The sequence below is a fragment of the Herbaspirillum sp. NPDC101397 genome (assembly GCF_044767325.1).
Lineage (GTDB): Bacteria > Pseudomonadota > Gammaproteobacteria > Burkholderiales > Burkholderiaceae_D > Herbaspirillum.
In genome coordinates this window covers 413412-434695 of record NZ_JBIWNS010000001.1, presented here as the reverse complement: position 1 = coordinate 434695, position 21284 = coordinate 413412, and the positions used below count along the sequence as shown (strand labels likewise).

15 protein-coding genes are annotated in these 21284 nt (G+C 61.2%); 3 read left to right on the top strand and 12 right to left on the bottom strand.

Features of this window, described 5'->3' with window-relative positions; all coding sequences use genetic code 11:
- Positions 1-145: 145 nt before the first annotated feature.
- Positions 146-2671, top strand: coding sequence for a PAS domain S-box protein (locus ACIROW_RS02000; protein ID WP_402271323.1), 2526 nt, complete (start codon positions 146-148; stop codon positions 2669-2671).
- Positions 2672-2708: 37 nt separating this feature from the next.
- Here the strand turns inward: ACIROW_RS02000 and ACIROW_RS01995 are convergent, their stop codons facing one another.
- On the bottom strand, positions 2709-3983 hold the full coding sequence (locus ACIROW_RS01995; protein ID WP_402271320.1) for an NRAMP family divalent metal transporter: 1275 nt from the start codon (positions 3981-3983) through the stop codon (positions 2709-2711).
- A gap of 83 nt (positions 3984-4066) precedes the next feature.
- Between ACIROW_RS01995 and ACIROW_RS01990 the strand changes: the two genes are divergently transcribed.
- Complete coding sequence (locus tag ACIROW_RS01990; protein WP_402271318.1) at positions 4067-5446, top strand: VOC family protein; 1380 nt, start codon at positions 4067-4069, stop codon at positions 5444-5446.
- A gap of 65 nt (positions 5447-5511) precedes the next feature.
- On the opposite strand, the gene ACIROW_RS01985 is transcribed toward ACIROW_RS01990, so the two are convergent.
- From ACIROW_RS01985 to eat, 5 genes are all read right to left on the bottom strand, one after another.
- Positions 5512-6207, bottom strand: a complete 696-nt coding sequence (locus tag ACIROW_RS01985) for a hypothetical protein (RefSeq protein WP_402271315.1) — start codon at positions 6205-6207, stop codon at positions 5512-5514.
- 103 nt (positions 6208-6310) lie between these two features.
- Positions 6311-7156: an ethanolamine ammonia-lyase subunit EutC gene (gene eutC, locus ACIROW_RS01980; protein ID WP_402271313.1), complete on the bottom strand. Its 846-nt coding sequence runs from the start codon at positions 7154-7156 to the stop codon at positions 6311-6313.
- An 18-nt stretch (positions 7157-7174) separates the two neighbouring features.
- Positions 7175-8572, bottom strand: a complete 1398-nt coding sequence (locus ACIROW_RS01975; RefSeq protein ID WP_402271311.1) for an ethanolamine ammonia-lyase subunit EutB — start codon at positions 8570-8572, stop codon at positions 7175-7177.
- 62 nt (positions 8573-8634) lie between these two features.
- Positions 8635-9954, bottom strand: a complete 1320-nt coding sequence (locus ACIROW_RS01970) for an HAD family hydrolase (protein ID WP_402271309.1) — start codon at positions 9952-9954, stop codon at positions 8635-8637.
- 75 nt (positions 9955-10029) lie between these two features.
- Positions 10030-11400, bottom strand: a complete 1371-nt coding sequence (eat, locus tag ACIROW_RS01965) for an ethanolamine permease (RefSeq protein ID WP_402271307.1) — start codon at positions 11398-11400, stop codon at positions 10030-10032.
- A gap of 222 nt (positions 11401-11622) precedes the next feature.
- Between eat and ACIROW_RS01960 the strand changes: the two genes are divergently transcribed.
- Positions 11623-12615, top strand: a complete 993-nt coding sequence (locus ACIROW_RS01960) for a helix-turn-helix domain-containing protein (protein ID WP_402271305.1) — start codon at positions 11623-11625, stop codon at positions 12613-12615.
- Positions 12616-12621: 6 nt separating this feature from the next.
- Here the strand turns inward: ACIROW_RS01960 and ACIROW_RS01955 are convergent, their stop codons facing one another.
- The 6 genes from ACIROW_RS01955 to ACIROW_RS01930 all read right to left on the bottom strand — a co-directional run bounded on the left by ACIROW_RS01955 (position 12622) and on the right by ACIROW_RS01930 (position 21279).
- A complete protein-coding gene (locus ACIROW_RS01955; protein ID WP_402271303.1) occupies positions 12622-12990 on the bottom strand; it encodes a response regulator in 369 nt (122 codons plus the stop codon).
- A gap of 36 nt (positions 12991-13026) precedes the next feature.
- Entirely contained in the window at positions 13027-13578 is a 552-nt protein-coding gene (locus ACIROW_RS01950; protein WP_402271301.1) for a hypothetical protein, read from the bottom strand.
- Positions 13579-13594: 16 nt separating this feature from the next.
- Positions 13595-14314 carry a methyl-accepting chemotaxis protein gene (locus tag ACIROW_RS01945; RefSeq protein WP_402272438.1) on the bottom strand — a complete coding sequence of 240 codons (720 nt, stop codon included), beginning with the start codon at positions 14312-14314 and terminating at the stop codon, positions 13595-13597.
- A 59-nt stretch (positions 14315-14373) separates the two neighbouring features.
- Positions 14374-16794, bottom strand: a complete 2421-nt coding sequence (locus ACIROW_RS01940) for an ATP-binding protein (protein ID WP_402271298.1) — start codon at positions 16792-16794, stop codon at positions 14374-14376.
- 180 nt (positions 16795-16974) lie between these two features.
- The gene (locus ACIROW_RS01935; RefSeq protein WP_402271296.1) at positions 16975-19581 is read right to left on the bottom strand and encodes an EAL domain-containing protein; all 2607 of its coding nucleotides are present in this window, start codon (positions 19579-19581) and stop codon (positions 16975-16977) included.
- A gap of 108 nt (positions 19582-19689) precedes the next feature.
- A complete protein-coding gene (locus tag ACIROW_RS01930; protein WP_402271293.1) occupies positions 19690-21279 on the bottom strand; it encodes a DHA2 family efflux MFS transporter permease subunit in 1590 nt (529 codons plus the stop codon).
- Positions 21280-21284: the final 5 nt, after the last annotated feature.

Genomic DNA, 21284 nt, shown 5'->3' with positions numbered 1-21284 from the left:
ATCAGGAAATCTTCTTCGAGCGGAAATACGATATCAGGGTAGTATCGGAGGCAGGCGATATGTCAGTAGTTTCAAATAAAAATACCAATCGGTAGGTTCCCTGCGCTGGAAGCCGACTCAGGAACTATCCGTCACCACTAGGCATATGAAAAATCATCCGGAAGAAGAAGCAACTGGCGGACGCAGGATCGATTTCAGCGATGCGCCGTTTCAGACCGCGGCGCGACACGATCCCGCGACCTGCTCAGCCAAGGCCTATTTCGAGGGAATCATTCAATCCTGCGACGACGCCATCATCAGCAAAACGCTGGATGGTATCGTCACCAGCTGGAATCCCGGTGCGGAAACGATCTTTGGCTATACCGAAAGTGAGATGCTGGGCCAACCCTTGTTACGCCTGTTCCCCAATGACCGGATCAACGAAGAAGCCCTGATACTCGAGAAGATCATCAATGGTGAGCGCGTAACGCATTTTGAAACCATGCGCATCTGCAAGAATGGTTCGCCCATCAAGGTCTCGGTCACCATCTCGCCGATACGCGACGGGCAAGGCAGGATCGTCGGCGCCTCGAAAATTGCACGCGACATTACCGCCCAGTCGCATCTGGAGACGACCGCAGAACAGTTTCATGCGCTGGTGACTTCGTCCGACGACGCTATCATCAGCAAGACCCTCGACGGCAAGGTGACCAGCTGGAATACTGCTGCGCAGGCCATGTTCGGCTACAGCGCAGAAGAGATGCTGGGCGAACCGATGCTGAAGCTGTTTCCGCAAGACCGGCAGGATGAAGAACTGTTCATTCTGGAAAAGATGCTGGCCGGCGAAAAAATCGATCACTTCGACACGGTCCGCTTGCACAAGGACGGATCGCCCATCCACGTTTCCGTGACCATCTCCCCGATTCGCGACAAGCACGGGACGATCATCGGCGCGTCGAAAATCGCGCGCGATATCACACTCCGGAAAATCGCGGAAGCCAACTTCAAGCTGACCTCCAGCGTTTTTACCCATACCAGCGAAGGGATCGCCATTACCGATAGCCACGGCGTCATCGTTGAAGTCAATCAGGCGCTGACATGCATTACCGGCTATGCGAGGGAAGAGTTGGTGGGCCGGACATCCAGCGTCTTCAGATCGAGCCGCCAGGGGCCCGATGTCGAAAAGGCAATACTGGCCAATCTGCTGCAAAGCGGCCATGCACGGACTGAAATCTGGAGCCGGCGTAAAGACGGAGAATCGTACACAGGCCTGCTGACAATCAGCGCCGTGACCGATGAGTCGGGCAAGACACACAAATACATCGCCTTGTTTACCGATATCACCTCATTGCGAAAACAGCAGGAAAAGCTGGAGCACGTCGCCAATTTCGACATGCTCACCGATTTGCCTAACCGCTTGCTGCTCTCTGATCGATTGCGCCAGGCCATGCACATGAGCAAGCGCAATGGCAAGGATCTGGCCGTGCTCTACCTTGACCTGGATGGTTTCAAGCTGGTCAACGATGAGCATGGACATGAAGTGGGTGATGCGTTGCTGATTGCGCTCTCGCAACGCATGCTTTCCGTATTGCGCGACATCGATACGCTCGCGCGCATGGGCGGAGATGAATTCGTTGCAGTTCTGGTGGACGTTGGCGGCCGCCAGGAGCTCGACAGTCTTGCGGGAAAAATTCTCAAAGCCTGTTCGGATCCGATTGTCATCGGCAATCACGTGATCCAGGTTTCCGCCAGCATTGGCGCCACCCTTTTTCCCGACGATGACGTTGACGAGGACCAGCTCATACGGCATGCCGATTTCGCGATGTATGAAGCCAAGCAATCCGGGAAGAACAGATACCACATCTTCGATGCGGCCCGGGACGCAGAGGAAAAAGGCCGCGGAGCACAGCTGCGGCGACTCGCACAGGCGCTGGAACACGGTGAATTCGTCCTGTATTACCAGCCCAAGGTGAACATGAAAACCGGCGCCGTCACCGGGGCCGAGGCGCTGATCCGCTGGCAGCACCCCGAGCTGGGGCTGGTTCCCCCGGCGTCGTTTCTGCCGTTGATCGAAGGACATCGTCTCAGTGATGACATCGGAACCTGGGTGATCGGAACGGCGCTTGCGCAAATGAGCACCTGGAAAAAAATGGGACTGACGCTCGCTGTCAGCGTCAACCTGGGACCGAGACAACTGCAGCAAGAAAATTTCTACCTGGTGCTGTGCGACATGCTGGCCCGCCATCCTGACGTCGCCCCTGAAAACCTGGAATTGGAAATTCTTGAAACCAGCGCTTTGCAAAACATCGATGCCGTGTCCCAGGTAATGCGCGTATGCCGCGATCTCGGCGTACATTTTTCCATCGATGATTTCGGTACGGGCTACTCGTCGCTGACTTACCTCAAGCGCCTTCCGGCGGAAACGTTGAAGATCGATCAAAGCTTCGTCAGGGATATGCTCAGCGACCAGGAAGACCTCGCAATCGTGCGCGGCGTTATCGGCCTGGCCGATGCGTTTCATCGCAACGTCATTGCCGAAGGCGTGGAAACGATCGCACACGGGGAAGAATTGCTGCGTATCGGCTGCGAGCAGGCGCAAGGCTACGGCATATCAAGGCCCATGCCTGCTTCGATGCTCCCTGAGTGGCTCGCTTCCTGGCGGTCTCCGCAGGAATGGAAGAGCATTTGCTGATGCACAAGTTCCTGCCACGCACGTCGCTGCATGCCCTCTAGAGCGTCGCCAGCATGGCAACCACGGCAATTGCCATCATCAGCGCCGCCAGCCAGCCCAGGACTTGCAGCTTGCGCCTGATCACGAATGTTCCCATGATGTCCGTGCGCGAGGCCATCAGCATCATCACCGTCATGATCGGAACCGAAATCACGCCGTTGATGACCGCACTCCAGTACAAGGCCTTGATCGGGTCGATCGCGCTGAACCCAAGGCCGGTGCCCACCACCGTTGAAACGATGATGACGCCATAAAAAGCCTTCGCTGCGTTCAGCTTGCTCTCGAGGCTGTTCTTCCATTCGAAGGTGCCGGCCATCGCATACGCGGATGCCCCCGCCAGCACAGGAATGGCCAGCAGGCCCGTGCCGATGATGCCGGCGCTGAACAGGAAGAAGGCAAACTCGCCGGCAATCGGCCGCAAGGCCGTGGCCGCCTGCGCCGAGGTCTGGATGTTACCCACCCCGTGCAGGTTGAGCGTGACGGCGGCCGTCAGGATGATGAAGAAGGCCACCATGTTCGAGAATCCCATGCCGATAAAGGTATCGAGCTTGATGCGTCGCAGGTTGGCTTTTGCCTGGTGCGGCGCCTGGATCAGTGGTGCGGCGCCCGGTGTCGCCAGTTGCTCTTCCACTTCCTGCGAAGCCTGCCAGAAAAACAGATACGGACTGATGGTGGTGCCGAAAACGGCAACCACCGTGGTGATGTATTCCGTCTTCCACGACAAATGCGGCGCGAAAGTACGCAGCGCCACTTCCGTCCACGGTACATGGACCACCAGCACCGTCGCCACATACGAAAGCAGGCCCAGTGTCAGCCATTTGAGGATGCGGACATAACGCTTGTAGGCCAGGAACACCTGCAGCAGCAGAGACAACAGGCCGAACCCCACGGCATACAGCTGACTGGGACCGCCCGCGATCAGGTGCATGGCGTCGCCCATGGCAGAGACGTCGGCGGCGATGTTTATCGTATTGGCCAGCAATAGCAGAGCGATGACGGCGTACAAAAGCCATCGGGGGTAATGCAGGCGGATGTTGGTGGCGAGGCCGTGGCCGGTCACGCGACCGATACGGGCGCTGACGATCTGGATGCCGACCATCAGCGGATAGGTGAACAACACGGTCCACAACATGCTGAAACCGAATTGCGCTCCGGCCTGCGAATAAGTCGCTATGCCGCTGGGATCGTCATCTGCAGCGCCGGTAATCAGCCCGGGCCCCAGTTTTTTCAGCCAGGAACCGCCCTCTTCTTGTTCTTTTCCTGCGATATCCATATGCCGATCGGTGTGTTCGCCGGCCATGCTGCGGTCGACGTGGGTACGCTCCGGCTTGCGTCATGGGATGACACGCAGGCGGGTTGGCGGGAAAGCAAACTGTAACATCAATACCTGGTGCAATGATGCGGTTCGGTGGCATTGACACGCAAAGCGAAGAAAGCCGGTCAAATCGACTGCACGGGTGCCGGCAACGTGACGGCAAGGCTGCTGCCGTCACCTGCCCCTGCGCTGAAGACGTCAACTTCACCGTGATGCATCTGCGCCACGGAGCGGCTGCGGATGGATTCGCCATCGATGAACAAAGAAATGTCGACAAGGCCTTCATTGCCGACAACGGCGATTTCGACCGTCGATCCGTTCTCCAATACAGACCGCATGAAGACGATCGCAGAAGCGGGGAAATAGACAAGTCGAGCCCCCTCCCAATTCATGAAAACCTGCCCCGGCGGTATTTCACGATGTCTGACATATACGCCAAACCGTTGATTCGCACAGGTCGGATCCGAAGCTTTACCGCGCCCCAACTGCCGTTTGGAACACCTGGTTTTACGGTTTTCCGTACAATGCCGGTTTCGCCACGCTGCTCACTCAGGCGAGGCGCTTTTCCCTCCTTCACCAATCAATCCATCGTGAATCGTTCCTCCATTCCAACACCCCCTTCTTTTGACCAACCCCAAGCCGCCCTTGATCATCTGGTCATCAACACCCATTACGATATCGATGCCGCACAGGGGCTGCTGGAAGGCCTGGGCTTCATTGTCACGCCGCGTGGTTACCACACGCTGGGCTCGGTCAATCATCTCGTGGTGCTGCCCGGCGGCTATCTGGAACTGATCGGCCAGCCGCGCGACAGCGACAAGGTCCGCCAGGAAATCCTCGACAGTCCGGTCGGCATCGATGGCCTGGTCTACGCCGTCGACGACATCGACGCTTGTCACGCCCGCTGGCTTGGCCTGGGACTCGATGCGCAGCCGGTCCAGCATTTTTCGCGGCCGGTTGAGGTGGCGGAAAAATCGGTCGACGCGCGCTTTTCCACCGTTCGCCTGCGCCCCGGTCAATTTGCCGCCGGACGTGTGTATGCATGCAGGCACCTGACGCCGGAGCTGGTCTGGCGGCCGGAATGGATGGCGCATGCCAATGGCGTGCAAGGCATTGCCGGCATGTTGGTGATCGATGAAGATCCTGTGCAGGCAGCAGCAAGCTACCAACGCCTTGGCGGCTGGGGTCCGGACTTTGCATTGGAGTTCGCCGATGCCAACAGCTTGGCTGTGCGCTTCGGCGAGCTCGCCGCGCATGCGCCGCAGCGGGAGGCGTTCTTTGCGGCGATCCGCTTCCGCGGCGGCGATCGCGGTCTCATTTCCGCCCGGGCGCGTGCGCTTGGATTGCCGGTTCGGGAGGACGCCGACAAGCTCGAGGTGGCCTTGCCTGCGTTCCGGACCTTGCTGGAATTTGCAGGATGACAATCGACTAAAAGAAAAAGCCCCGGAACCGGGGCTTTTTTTCGCAACGCGACGAGCATTCCATCTCAGCTCACTGCGACATCATCCTTCTTCAGCGCTTCCGCCAGTTTGGACTTGATGCTGAGGTTCTGCTCATTGTCGTCCTCATCTTTGCGTTTCTCGACTGTCACGGCATGGGTGACCTGGTACTTGGTATAGGCCGCCAGCAAGTCCGCGCGGAAGTCCTTGGTATCCTTGACCGGTTGCCATCCCTTGGCGCCCATTTCGTCAACGCCGATGCTGGCGCCATTGAAACTGAGGCTGTAGGTGTCGTTGGCCTCCTCGTCCAGGAAATCTGCTGCGAAGGCTTCAATGCCGGGGCTGGGGGATTTTCCGAGGAAGTCGCGAACCACGTCCTTCAGCGCGTTTTTACGCGCCATGTCCTGCTGGCCGATCATGCCGTTGAGCGTGGTCTCCAGCGCCGGATTGGCCTGCAGCATGGCCTGGAACTTGGCGTTGCGGTTGTCGCCGGACAGCTCGAGGCCGTTGGCACCGGTAGTGATGCGCAGGGCCGGCGGCACCGAGATGCCGAACTGGGACAGCGCAGCGCTGAGAGCCGCAACGGCGGCAGCGTCCGGACTTGGCGCCACAGCCTGGGTTTCCGCGGCCTTTGCCTGCGCGCTCAGCAAGACGCCGCTGAATGGCGCATTGGTGATGGTTGGCGACAGTGCTTTGGCTTTGACGAACGAGGACAGGTCGTCCTGACTGGCTACTCTTAACATTTTCTCTCCCGCTGAATGGCTGCCGATATTGATTATTGTGTGACGGTCGCCGCAAGTATAACGAAAAAATGTATTTGCGTTGCCGCGCAGAATGATTGAAATGTCAGGATTTCGGATCGTCCACCAACAGGAAGTTCGTCCCCGGCGCCGCCAGCGTCTGCGCGTCTCCCGCGCTCTCATCCTTGAGACCGACGCCGGTCAACTGGCGCCTGTGCGCTTCCGCCAGCAGGTAATCGAGTTTGCCGGCGGCTTCGTCATAGCGCATGCCTTCGGGCCTGACGTTGGAGACGCAGTTGCGCTCGGCGTCGGTCATGCCCACGCGCGGCATCCAGCTCAGGTACAAGCCCATGCTGTCCGGTGAACTGAGGCCCGGTCGTTCGCCTATCATGACCACCACCAGCCGGGTACGCACCAGGCTGCCGATTTCGTCGCCGATGGCAACACGGCCCTGACGCACGATGGTCGGCGGCGCCTGCCTCCAGTTGCGCGGTGCGATGCGTTGCTGGACTGCCTGCAGAAACGGCACGGCATTTCTGGCGATGGCCAGCGATGACAAGCCATCGGCAATCACGAAGGCAAGATCGTAAATCCTGTCTTCCTGCGCTTGCGGAATTCCCACGGCACGGCTCAGCAGCGCGCGCGACGCGTCGCTGAGGCGCCTGCCGAGATCCGGGCGCTGCAGATAGGTCAGGCGGTCGGCGGCCGCGCTGTCGAGCACCTGGCAGGCATCGGCGCCGGGGATGTCCGCTTGCAGCAATTGCGCGCGCAGCGTGTCGGTATCCAGGGCCAGATGCACGGCGTCGCGCGCCTGCGCATGCGCCAGCTGGAAGGCCAGTTGCGGCGCGGTCGGCAGGCTGACGCCGGCGCGTCCCAAGGCAATACGGGCGGCCGTAAACTGCCGCAGCGCTTGCCACGGATTGTCGATGACGGGGGATTTGTTGTCAGGCATCGCCGCGGCTCCCGGACTTCACGACAGATGCCGCAAGGCGTCGCGAAAAGTGGGCGGCAAGCCGTCGTTGAGGCGGAACTGCGGCTCGCTGCTGAAGATCTGCGTGCGCTGCAGCCATGTCTCGAACTCGGGCGCCGGCGCCAGGCCGAGCACGCGCCGTACGTACAGCGCGTCGTGGAACGAGGTGGTCTGGTAGTTGAGCATGATGTCATCGGAACCCGGAATGCCCATGACGAAGCTGCAGCCCGCCGTCGCCAGCAATGTCAGCAGGTTGTCCATGTCGTTCTGGTCGGCTTCGGCGTGGTTGGTGTAGCAGACGTCGCAACCCATCGGCAGGCCGAGCAGCTTGGCGCAGAAATGGTCTTCCAGTCCGGCGCGGATGATCTGCTTGCCGTCGTAGAGGTACTCGGGACCGATAAAGCCGACCACGGTGTTGACCAGCAGCGGCTTGAACTTGCGCGCCACCGCATAGGCGCGCGCTTCGCAGGTATGCTGGTCCATGCCGTGGTGGGCGCCGGCCGACAGCGCGCTGCCCTGCCCGGTTTCAAAATACATGACGTTGTCGCCGACCGTGCCGCGCCCCAGCGACAGCGCCGCGCCGCGCGCTTCCGCCAGCAGGGCCAGGTCGATGCCGAAGCTGCGGTTGGCGGCCTCGGTGCCGGCGATCGACTGGAACACCAGGTCGACCGGGGCGCCGCGTTCGATGGCGGCGATCGTGTTGGTCACGTGGGTCAGCACGCAGGACTGCGTCGGGATCTCGTAACGCGCAATGATCTCGGCCATCATCGTCACCAGATTGACCACTTGCGGGACATTGTCGGTGGCCGGATTGATGCCGAACACGGCGTCGCCGCTGCCGTACAGCAGGCCGTCAAGCAAGCTGGCCGCGATGCCGGTGGCGTCGTCGGTCGGATGATTGGGCTGCAGGCGCGTCGACAAGCGTCCCGCCAGGCCGATGGTGTTGCGGAAGGCGGTAACGACGCGGCACTTCTTCGCCACCAGGATCAGGTCCTGATTGCGCATGATCTTGCTCACCGCTGCCGCCATTTCCGGCGTGATGCCTGGCGCCACCGCACTGAGCGCGGCGCTGTCGACGTCGTCTCCGAGCAGCCAGTTGCGGAAATCGCCAACTGTCAGGTGGCTGATCGCGGCGAACGCGGCGGCATCGTGCTCGTCGATGATCAGGCGCGTCACCTCGTCGGTCTCATACGGCGCGAGCGCTTCAGTGAGGAAAATCCGCAGCGGCAGTTCCGCCAAGGCCATCTGCGCCACCGCGCGCTGCTCTGCGCTGGCGGCGCCGACGCCCGCCAGCATGTCGCCGGAACGCAGCGGCGTCGCCTTGGCCATCAGATCCTTGAGATCGCGGAACTGATGTGTGATGGCGCCGACGGTATGGCGGAATTGATAGGACTGCACGTTTCCTTTTCCTCAGATGATCCCGACCAGATGCGGCCAGGTGCGGTCAGGCGGTCAAACGATCAAACTGTCAGCAGCGGCGTCGTCTTGCCGTACTTGATGCTGGTTTCCACGGGCAGCCAGTTGCCGGTGGACTCTTGCCTGCCCTGCAACAGGAAGCGCGGCTGGCCGGCGGTGATCTGCGCTGCCGCCAGTTTCGACAACTCGCCGATCTTGCCGTTCTTCATGCGGTTCACGATCAGTCCGTAGCGCGTGTCGGTGAAGTCCCTGAGCATATCGTAATCGCCATCGCTGTCGCCCGCCACGAAAATCGGCCCGTAGCCTTTGGCCGCGACCAGTTCGCTTTTGATCGCCACCGTCTTGCCCGGGCCCCAGGTCAGCGGCCAGTTTTTCAGGTAAGCGTTCTTGTAGGTGCTGCCGTCGCGTTCGAGGCGCAGGCCGATGATGTTTTCGCGGGCCACGTTGTAACCGTACTTCGGATTGGTCGCGAACACCGCCACCACGTCCTCGAGCGAGGCGGTGCACACGTAGATGTCGATGCCGTGATCGCGGAACGTATCCATCATGCCGCCGATCTCGGTACAGAGCCGGATGCCGTGGAAATGGCCGACGCTGACCACGCCGGCCTTGCCTGGACGGTCGGCGGGGCTGGTGTATTTGACCTTGGTGAGCGCTGCGCCGAGGGCTGCGTCATTGGATGCCTCCGCCAGCGCCGACACTTCAGCCACGGTCATGTTGGCGAAGAAATAAATCACCCACGGATAACCGACATTGACGCCGTGGGTATCGTTGACGGCTTCATACAGGTAGTACAGCTTGGCGCGGAAGTCGAGGAATTCGCTGGTCGCGCTGATTTCTTCAAGAGACTTGCCGCCGGCGAACCCCTTGTAATTCGCATGCAGGAAAGCGTAGTCGGCATCCAGGTCGGCGCAGATCGAATCGAGATCGACCACTTTGCCGGCGGCATTCTTGAAATCTGCGGTGAACGGACCCGGCGGCACGTTCTGGCGGATGATCGCGCTGAATTCGGCCGGCGTGAGCTTGAACGACAAGGTGTTGATCTGGTGCATCAGCAGTGCTTCTTCGCAGTCGTTCATGATGCTGGTGTTGTCCCAGTCGAACACGGCGTAGGGCTTCTTGCCGCTCTTGTAGCCGCGCGACGTGTTGCCATATGCTGCGATCATCTGCTCCACCATGGCACGATTGCGCGGCGCCCATTTGGCGCGATCAAGACCGACCGGCGTCTTGACGGTTTTTGCTTGCGCGGCCAGAGGTGCGCCGACCATGGCGACGCCGGCCGCAGAAGCCAACGCGCGTCCCAGAAATCCCCGTCGCGCGATGGCCTCGGTGACCGGCGCGTTTCCCTGTTGATTATTTTTCATGTGATGGACTCTCTTGTTAGTGACTATCTATGGCTCAAAGAAGGATGAAGCGTGCTGCAAAAATGATTGCCGACTTCAATTGACGGCAGCCGTCGCACGTTGGCTTCCGGTCATCAGGAAATAGCCGTAACCGAGCGCCAGGAACGCCAGGAAGATGACGAAAATCAGCGGGTTGTAATAGATCATGGTCGCCATGCAGACCAGCGCGCCGAACAGCGCGAACGCCGGGAAGAACGGATACAGCGGCGCCCGGAACGGCCGCATCAGGCCGGCTTCGCTGCGGCGCAGTTTGAACAGGCTGAGCATGCTCAGGATGTACATCAGGATTGCACCGAATACCGACATCGTGACGATGTTGGCTGTGAGCGTCTGACCGCCGATGGTGATCAGTTCGTCGCTGTAGATCGCCGCGATGCCGACTGCGCCGCCGGCCAGGATGGCGCGGTGCGGCGTCTTGAAGCGCGGATGCACCTTGGCGAAATAGGCAGGCAGGTAGGCTTCCCGCGACAAGGCGAAAATCTGGCGTGAATAGCCCAGGATGATGCCGTGGAACGACGCCACCAGGCCGAACAGGCCCAGCCACACCAGCATGTGCAGCCAGTTGCTGTTGGCGCCGACGATCAGTTTCATCGCCTGCGGCAGCGGATCGTTGATGTTCGACAGCTTGCTCCAGTCCCCTGCTCCGCCGGCGAACAGCATCACGCCGATGGCCAGCACCACCAGCGTCAGGATGCCGGTGATGTAGGCGATCGGAATGGAGCGTCGGGGATCCTTGGCCTCTTCCGCCGCCATGGCGACGCCTTCGATCGCCAGGAAAAACCATATCGCGAACGGGATCGCCGCGAACATGCCCGGAATCGAGGCCAGGCTGAAACTGTCGCTGCCGGACCAGCCGCCCTTGGTGAAATTGGCGAGCGAAAAGCCCGGTGACACCACGCCCATGAATACCAGCAGTTCGAAGATCGCCAGCAGCGTCACGCACAGTTCGAAGGTCGCGGCGATCTGCACGCCGACGATATTGAGCGTCATGAAGACGAGGTAGGCCCCCAGCGCCGCGAGCTTGGGATCGACCGTCGGAAACTGCACGTTGAGATAGGCGCCGATGGCCAGCGCGATCGCCGGCGGTGCGAACACGAACTCGATCAGCGTCGCCGCGCCGGCCAGGTAACCGCCGGTCGGACCGAATGCCCGCTTGCTGTAGGCGAACGGACCGCCCGCATGCGGGATCGACGTGGTCAGTTCGGTGAAGCTGAAGATGAAGGTCGTGTACATCGCTGCGATGAACAGCGCGGTGACAGTGAAGCCGAGCGTACCGGCCGACGCCCAGCCGTAACTCCAGCCGAAATATTCGCCTGAAATCACCAGCCCGACGGCAATGCCCCACAGCTGCAATGTGCTCAACACCGGCTTGAGACCCGCATGCTGGCTGGATGTCGCTGAATCCATATGAATGCTCCTGTGCAATGGCGAATGCGATTGATCGGAGACCAATCGGAACGGGGCAACGGCCGTTGCGGGCATAACGTTTGCTTGCAAACGTTTTCATTGGCCCCGGCATTGAATATAACAACGGGGAAAAGCCGGCGTTATCGAAAATCGGCAAAGTTGCGGTGTCGTCACCTCACCGGAAATTGCCACGCTCACTTCAACGGGATAAATCTCTTGTCAATGTTCCATCCCTCATCTTCGTCGGCCCGTCCGGGTGCACCGCCGGTGCACATCGGCGATGTACTGCGCACCGTTGTCGCGCACGACGTGGATGAGCACGCCCACAATCTGACCAATTGGGAGCAACGCTACGACCAGATCACGCACGGTCGTTTTTGCGGCGAATTGAATGAATGGCAAGCCGACGGCTTGCAGATATTCCGGGAACGCAGCAGCCGCGCCGTGCTGCAATCCTGCTGTGTCTGGCCGGATGCTTTCTGGTTCGGCATCGAGCCGCAGGCGGGCGGCATGCGCATCAACGGCCGCAGTGTCGGCGCCGGCATGATCATGACGCAGCCGGGCCACCACGAATTCGAACTGATGACACCCGACGATCATGCCATCCTCGGCATCGTTATCCAGCGCAATACCCTGCTCGCCGCGGCCGATCGCCTAGGCTGCCGGATCGAATGGTCCAAGCTGGCCTCGGCGGAATTGCTGCACGTCGGCCAGGGCGCACTCAATGCCTGCGCGCAGCACATCCAGACCTTGCTCGATCCGGCAACCCCGCACAGCGCGAAGGCAATGCAGCAAGACCAGGTTGTCACGACGCTGTTGGCGATGCTCGACGCCGGCGAAGTCGAGAGCGAAGCCTGCACCAGCCTGCTGCGGCGTCGGCGCATCGTCGGCGATGCGCGCGACTACGCGATGGACAACCAGGATGTGCCGATCACGATTTCCATGCTGTGCGAGCAGCTGCACGTGAGCCGCCGCACGCTGCAATATTGTTTTGAAGATGTGCTGGGCATCAGCCCGATGACCTACCTGCGCTCGCTGCGCCTGAATGGCGTGCGACGCCAGCTGATGCAGGGTGCCGCCGCCGGCGCATCGCAGGCGGTGCGCATCGGCGACGTTGCAGCCGCCTGGGGATTCAGCAATTTCAGCCAGTTTTCCTGCGACTACAAGAAGCTTTTCGGCGAGTCGCCGTCCAGCGTCTTGCGCACCGCCGCCTGAACAGACTCAGGCGCCGACCAGTTTCTTGAACGTGGCCAGTACGGCGTCGCCCTTGAATGGCTTGACGATCCAGCCCTTGATGCCGGCCGCCTTGCCGCGCTCTTTCATGATCGGCGAATTTTCCGTGGTCAGCATGATGATGTTGACAGCGGCGTTGCCGAGTTCGCTGCGGATCTTCTCCGCCATGGTCAGGCCGTCCATGTTGGGCATGTTGACGTCGGATACCACCAGCTTGATCGACGGATCGCCCTTGAGCTTGACCAGGCCGTCGCGGCCGTCCACGGCCAGGGCCACGTCGAGGCCGTTCTTCTTGAGGAAATCGCCTACTTCGGCGCGGACCGTGCTGGAATCGTCGACTACGAGGATTTGTGCCATGGGTTCTCTATGGTTCTTTGCGTTGGATGAATGGAGTTAAAACAGCTCTAGCTCGCCGGTGTCGCTGCCCAGTTCGTCGGCCGACACCGCAAAATCGATGTCGGCATAGGCCGAAACGCTCAGCGTGACGTGGAAACGCGGCGCGCCGTCCATGTCGACCGCGAAGTGGCGCACATGCTGGCAGTTGAGCGTTTGCAGGTAGGCGGCACAGTTGCTGTCGATGACGTTGGGCGTGGACATGCCGATATGCGGGAAGAAATTGCCGAGATCGCGGTTGAGGATGCCGCAGCACAGGTTGCCGCTTTCGGCGATGGCGTCCATGAAGGTCTGCTCGCTCATCTCGGCAGCGTCGATATTGTTGAGACGCGCGAAATGGGCGCGGGTGGCCGCGTCGGGCGTGAAATAGAACATCGCCATCAGACGGAACAGATAGGACGACACCGTCAGCACCACCATCTTTTTTTCCGGAATCACGGCGTCGTCGGCCAGGACCGATACCTCAACCGGCGTGCCGGACGGCGCCATGCCGGATTTCAGCGATTGCGTGAGCAGCGTGTCGAAGCCGTCTTTAGCGGATTGGGTCAGCATGGTCTGTTTCTCAATGTCAGGCGGCCAGCGCTTCTTTGGTTTTCTTGTTGATCAGGTCGAGGCCGATGACGGCGCCGATGATCATCTTGCCGCCTGCCTGCAGATCCTGGAACGTGGTAGTGGTGATCAGGTCGTTCTGATACAGGTTGGCGCGATAGCTCTTGGACAGTTTCTCAGCGCGCTGCGCCAGGTCGCGCACTTCCGACGCCACTACCGCGAAACCGCGGCCGTGGGTGCCGGCGCGCGCCGCTTCGATCGACGCGTTGAGCGCGACAATGATGACCTGGTTGACGATCAGCGCAAATTCGTCGTTCTTGCGGTGCATCTCGCGGTTGTGCGTGATCAGCACGTTCATGTCGTCGTGCCAGCGTTCGAAGGTGCGCATCAGGCCGAGCAGATTCGAGATGGTCTCCTGCGAGGCGTCGCAATTCTCCAGCACGCGAGCAACGCTTTGCGAATTCTGCGAACTCAGCTGCGCCACCACCTTCTCGGTGTCGCGCTGCGTTTGCGACAGGCGCACGTCATTGTCGCGACGTTGCGCTTCCAGCTCTTGCCGGTGCGCGTCGATATTCTGCTGATGCTCGTCCAGCGTCAGCTGGACGTTGCGTTTGAGCGTGTCGACCTGGTCGACGTCGACCATGCGCCGCATGCGCGTGTTCTGGCGTTTCAGCATCAGGGCCAGCGGCAAGCCTGACAACAGCGCCCCCAGCAAGACAAAAAGAATCTGGTTCAACATCATGAAACGTTCCTTGCGATAAATCCGTTACGGCAATAGTCTTGCCCTGCTCCGCCCGTTCAGGCCACCTGCGGATCACTGCCGGCGACAAGAATGCCGGCCGGTGCTGCCTGATCAATATCCGGCAATGGATAAGCGACATCGATGCCGTCGACTTCCACGGCGATGCTTTCCGGCAGCAGGACATTGATCTGGAAGGCGCGGAAATCGGCGCCTTCTGCGTGATCCAGGAACTCGATCTCGATACGGCCGTGCTCCTGCGTCACGAAATCCAGTACTGCGTCCATGCCGACGCCGCGGCCGGACACGTCGGTCACTTCGCTGCGCGTCGAGAAGCCGGCGCGCATGATCAGGCGCGCCAGTTCGGCGTCGCTCAGCACCGCATCCGCGGCGATCAGTTGCTTGTCGACCGCGGTGCGGCGGATGTGCGCCAGCGCCAGGCCGCGGCCGTCGTCGGACAGCGCCATGTGCAGCATGTTGTCCATCACGCCGAGCTGCAGGCGGATCGTGCCGGTTTCATTCTTGCCCTTGGCCCGGCGTTCTTCCGGCGTTTCCAGTCCGTGATCCATGGCGTTGCGGATCAGGTGCATGAATACATTCTGCAGCAGCGCCGAGGCATGGGCGTGGATGACATAGCCGTTGTCTTCGATCGCCACGACCGGTGCGTTTTTACCGAGCTCGCTTGCCAGCGCCGGCAGCGAGTCAGTGACGCTGGCCAGGATGTCGGCCACCGGCTCGGTGCCGAGCAGGCGCAGCGTCTTGCGCACGGCGTTGCGGACTGCGACCAGTTCATGCAGGTTGGCGGTGTTGACGGTTTCGAGGCGATGCAGGCTTTCCTGGATGTGTTTGCGGTCGATGGTCAGGATGTGACGTTCCACCGCTGCCGCCTGTTCCGGCGCGGCCTGGCGACCCAGCGTGACTTCGTTGATGCGGGCGTAGCGGTCGATGGCGACGCGCACGCGGGCCAGATCCTGCACCAGGCGCTCCTGTTCCCAGACAGCGCCGGTGTCGGGATGGCGCAGGTCGTCGTAGTGCTGCTCGACGTCGTGCACCACGTTGCTCAGGTGCAGCAGGCCGTAGGTGCGGCCGTTGCCCTTGATGGTGTGCATGTTGCGGAACAGCTTGGCGATGGCGAAGGCAGTGGCTTCCGGATTCTGATGGACGATCTGCTCGTTCTCGTCGAGGAAGCGGCGCGACGTAGCGATGAAGTCTTCGAACTTCGGCGCGGCCACGGCGAGGATTTCGCCGATCATTTCCAGCTCGTGTTTCTGTTCGTTGGCTTCCGCCGCCAGCTTGCGCAGTTCGGTGACGTCGCGCACGCACAGCATCAGGCGGATCACGGTGTCGGCGTCGTCGGTGATCGGCGACCAGCTCAGGTCGAGGATCTTGATGCGGCCGTCGGCCATCTTCTTCTCGACTTCGCCGACCATCAGGTGTTCGTTGAACTCGAAGTTCATGATGTCTTCGCCGATGCAGGCGCCGCCGATGGCTTCGATCTGTGACAGCGTATCGGCGCCCAGCGTGGTGCCGGCGAATACCAGGTCCATCAAGTCGCGGCCGGCGATGTCGGTGGTCTCGAACACGGTTTCGAGGAAAGCTGAATATTCCGGATGGACCTTGTTGCCGTCGACCACGGTCAGGATGCCTTGCGGGATGTTCTGCAGCATGGCCTGCATGTCGGCAGTCTTTTGCTTGACCAGCGCCGAGGCTTCCTCGATCTTTTCGACCATGCCGTTGAAGGCGACGATGGAGTGTCCCACTTCATCCATGCGATCGACCGGCAGGCGGCGCGTGAAATCCTGGCTGGCGGCGATTTCGGTCATCATGGTTTGCATGCGGCTGATCGGGCCGGTGATCTGGCGATACAGCAGGAAGCCGATCAGCGCCAGCGCGATCACGGCCACGGCGGTGACGCCGGAGATCGTCGTGGTGGTCGACGCCAGGTTCTGGTTCAGGGCGGCGATCGCACTGTCCTTGCTGCGGTTCTTCTCGATGCGCAAGGTGTCGACCACGCCTTCGAGTTCAGCCTGGTATTGCACCACGTTGCCGAAGAAGGATGCCTGCGCCAGCGCATCCTTGCCGGCCAGCTTGAACTTGGCGGTGCTGTCGATGGCGCCGAAATAGTTGTCCAGGCTTTCCTTGGCCTGTTCGATCAGGCCCTTTTGCGCCTGGCTTGCGGCCTGCCCTGCCTGGAACTCCAGCGCTTTTTCGAGTGTGGCCTTCTTGGCGGCGAGCTTCTCATTTTCCTGGATGACCAGTTGCGCATCGGTCTCGGCCACCATCACCATGGCCGCCAGTTGGACATCCTTGAGTTGGCCCACCAGGTCCGACGATGCCAGCACGCTCGGCACCACGCCTTCCGTCACGGACTTGACCTCGACCGCGCTGCTGCGCGACTGGAACACGGCGTAGCCGCCGATGGCTGAAATGGCGATGAACGTAAGGATGACGAGCAAGGTAATGCGCAGACGGATAGTCATTTGTCTTTTCCCTGGAGACTGGCAAGCGGCACGCCCTCTGGGGTGGAACGCGCGGCTCTTTTGTGATGGCCGCATTGTTGCATTCAAGTATTACTACTCCATGACAACACGGGTCAAACAGGGGAATAGAATGACTATTGCCGTGCATCAATTAATTTGGAGCCGGACAAACGTAACTCGTCACGCCGCATGCAAACGCGCCGAGTCGTACAGCGTCTGCCGTATCAGCAAATCGGTCGCCGCATGCCCGGACATGCCTTTCCCGAAGTAGTAACCCTGTGCCTGGTCACAACCCTGGCGGCGCAGGAAGTCCAGTTGCCGCCGCTCCTCCACGCCCTCGGCGACGATATTGCGCTGCATGGCATGGGCCAGCGCGATGACCGCCTTGACGATCTCGGCGTCGTCGTTGTCGATGGCGATGTCGCGGATGAAGCTGCGGTCGATCTTGAGCGTGTGGATGGGAAAACGCTTCAGATAGCTGAGGCTGGAATAACCGGTGCCGAAATCATCGATCGCCAGCTTCACCCCCATCGCGCTGAGCTGGCGCAAGACTTCAGCGGCGGCTTCCGGCGTTTCCATGACGACGCTTTCGGTAATCTCCAGCACCAGGTTGTCTGCCGCGCAGCCGGTGCGATCGAGCGTACGTCGGACCATCTCGACAATGTCGTCCTGGCGGAACTGGGTCGCCGACAGGTTGACCGACATCTTGATCTCGCCGCCCAGCCCTGCTTGCTGCCACGAGACCACCTGGCGGCAGGCAGTGTCGAGCACCCACTCGCCGATGGGGACGATAAGGCCGGTCTCTTCCGCGATGGAGATGAACTTGTCGGGGAACACGACCGGCTGCCCCGGCGGCTTCCACCTGATCAGCGCCTCGAAGCCGACGATGCGCCCGGTCGGGATGTCGACCTGCGGCTGGTAGTCCAGCACGAACTCGCGGCGTTCCAGCGCGCGCCGCAATGCGCCCTCCAGCCGCAGGTAGTCCATCGCGCCCTTGCTCATGGCGTCGACGTAGAACTTGTGGCGCCCTTTGCCGGCCTGCTTGGCCTGGTACATCGCGGTGTCGGCGTTCTTGAGCAGCGTCGCGCTGTCGTCGCCGTCGTCGGCGTACAGGCTGATGCCGACGCTGCCGCTAAGGTACAGCTCGTGGCCGCGCAGCAGCATCGGCTCGGCGATGGTGTCGAGAATCTTGCTGCTGATCGCCGCCACGTCTTCGCGCCGGCTGACGTCGTTGAGTATCACCACGAACTCGTCGCCGCCCAGGCGCGCCACCGTATCGCCGGCCCGTACCGACATCGACAGGCGGCGCGCCGCCTCGATGATCACCAGGTCGCCGACGTCGTGACCGAGGCTGTCGTTGATGTTCTTGAAGCGATCAAGGTCAATGAACAGCACCGCCACCGACTTGCCCGAGCGCCGCGCATGATGGATAGACTGCGACAGGCGGTCCGTAAGCAGGCTGCGATTGGGCAGGTTGGTCAACGCGTCGTGGCTGGCCAGGTGACGCATCTCCTGATCCACTGCACGCCGTTGCGTAATGTCTTCGATCGCCGCGATGAAGCGCACGTTGCCGCGGCTGTCGAGCATGGCCGACACCGCCACCCGGCTCCAGATGTATTCGCCGTCCTTGCGCTGGTAGCGTTTTTCACGCGTGTAGTCCTTGATCTCACCGGACAACACGCGCCCTATCATCGCAAGGTCCTGTTCGATGTCATCGGGGTGCGTGATCGTCTGCAAGGTCAGTCCGGTCAGCTCGGATTCGTCGTAGCCGAGGATCTGTTGCAGCTTCTCATTGGTGCGAAGCAGATGGCCGTTGGGCGCCAGATGCGCCAGTCCGACCGCGGTCTGGCGGAACGACAGGCGGAAGCGCTCTTCGCTCTCGGCCAGCTCGGCCTTGGCGTCGAGAATGGATGAAATATCCTGCGCAATCAGCAGTAGCAGGTATTCGCCCTCGACCTCGGTACGCGTGAGACTGAACTGGAAATTGGCGGCGCCCGCAATCCCGCCCTCGCCCGACAAGTCCAGCGCGAAGTGCGGCGTGCCTGTGATCAGGGTGTCCTGCGCCGCGCGCCGCAGTGGCTCCACGCTGGACACATGCGGCAACACCCGGTATTCCACCGGCTCAGCCTCGTCCATGCCCAGCAGGCGGCGCATCACCGGATTGATCGAGCGGATGCGGAACATCGCGTCCATCACCAGCAAACCATTCGGCGTGCAGCTGACGATGTGTTCGGCGTAGTTGCGGTAGCGCAGCAGGGATTGGTGATCCGCCGCGGCATAGGTGTCGAGCGCCAGCCCCATGTCGAAGAACACCACCTTGAGCAAGGCGTTGGTTGCCGCGAAGAAGCGTGCCGGCTCCTGCGCCAGCAGCTTCCACAACACCGGCAGCAATCCCGACAGATACTTGCGATAGGCGCCGATGTACCAGTGCGTATCGAGGCCAATGGTCTGGTGCACGGCGCCGACCCGCAGGCGATCGCGCACATAATCGCCACCGTAATCGCCCGCCGTCATGCCGTCGAAGTAACCGGCCATGGTGTGCTTCAGCCTGTCCACGCGCCCTTCTTCCACGAGCAGGTCCTGCAAGCCGGGGAATTGCAGCAGATGGGCATAGAAATCCTCTGTGAACTCGCTGCGATTCTCACGCAGCAGTGCATGGATGCTGCGTAGCTGCTCGACGTCGGCGTCCGTGAATTCGAGGAACTGCTTGCGGCCGGCGATGACCTCGGCGCTGTCCAGCCCGGTGTCGCGCACGATGCCGGCGATGAGTTGGTCGATGTTTTCCATGGTGTGCATCTCCTGCCGGCATTCCATTGAATCCGGACTGTTGAGGACTGCGTGGTGTTGCGCTGGAACCGGACCGCGTTGACGGCGGCCCGGTATCGATTGAGACGTCTAGTGCGCGGCCGCTGCCGCGGCTGCCGAAGAACCGCCGGATGCCGGTTTGGTGATCCAGATCAACGGGATGATGGCGACGAAGATCACCGCCGAAATCCAGAAGATGTCATTGATGCCGAGCATCGTGGCCTGCGAATTGAGTGTCTGTTCAAAGCGCGCCTGGGCTTGTTCCAACGTCATGCCGAAGTTGTTGCGCAGCAGCGCGATCGACTCGTTGAAGGCCGGGTTGAGCGGGCTGGCCTGCTCCATCAGGCGCGAGTGATGCAGGATGTTGCGGTCGCTCCAGGCAGTGCTGGCAATCGCGGTGCCGGCGGCGCCGAAGAACACCCGCACGAAATTGGATAACCCAGCGGCGGCGGGAATCTTGTCGGGCGACAGGCCGGACAGGATGATTGCGGTGAGCGGCACGAAGAACAAGGCGGTCGGAATCCCCTGCAGCAGCGTCGGCAGCACCAGCGTCCAGGTATCGGCTTGCGTGGTGTAGAGCGAGCGCATGAAGAACACGATGGCAAAGCCGACGAAGGCCATGGTCGCCAGGATGCGGGTATCCGACTTCGGCACCAGCTTGCCCATCACCGGCGCCAGCAGCACTGCAAAGACACCAAGCGGTGCGGTGGCGAGACCTGCATCGACCGAGCGATAGCCGAGGTATTGCTGCATCCACTGCGGCAGGATCACCAGATTGGCGAAGAATACGCCGTACGCCACCGAGATCGCCACCGTGCCACCCAGGAAATTGCGTCCCAGGAACAGGCGCAGGTCGATGATGGGGTTCTTCTCGGTCAGCTCCCAGATCACGAAGAAGATGAAGCTGACCAGCGCGAAGGCGCCCAGCCCGATGATCACCGGCGAATGGAACCAGTCCAGGTCCTTGCCCTTGTCGAGCATGATTTGCAGCGCCGACACCCAGGCGATCAGCGACAGCAGGCCGACCTTGTCGATGGGAATCGACTTGGTTGCCGTGTCGCGATCCTTGTAGATGACCCAGGTCACGGCGGAGGCAAAAATGCCGACCGGGATATTGATGTAGAAGATCCACGACCACGAATAACTATCGGTCATCCAGCCGCCCAGCGCCGGACCGGCGATCGGGCCGACGGTGGCGGTCATGGCCCACAGCGACAGCGCCAGCGAACTCTTGGCCTTGGGATAGGAACTCAGCAAGATTGCCTGCGACAGCGGAATCAGCGGACCGGCCACGGCGCCCTGCAAGATGCGTGCAGCCAGCAGAATCGGCAAGGTCGGCGCCACGCCGCACAGCCACGACGAAAACGTGAAGAGCAGGATCGCAATCACGAACAGGCGTATCTGCCCGATGCGTTGCGTGAGCCAGCCGGTCAGCGGGATCGAGATGGCGTTGGCGGCGGCGAACAGGGTGATGACCCAGGTGCCCTCGTCCACCGAGACGCCGAGGTTGCCGGAGATGGTCGGGATCGCGACGTTGGCGATGGACGAATCCAGCACGTTCATGAAGGTCGCCAGCGCGACGGCGAAAGTGGCGAGGACCAGCTTTCCTCCCGTCAGCGGAGGCGGCGGCGCCGGCGGTCCTGGCGGCTTTTCCTGCTCAGATTGATCAAGTGTGTTCATGGGTC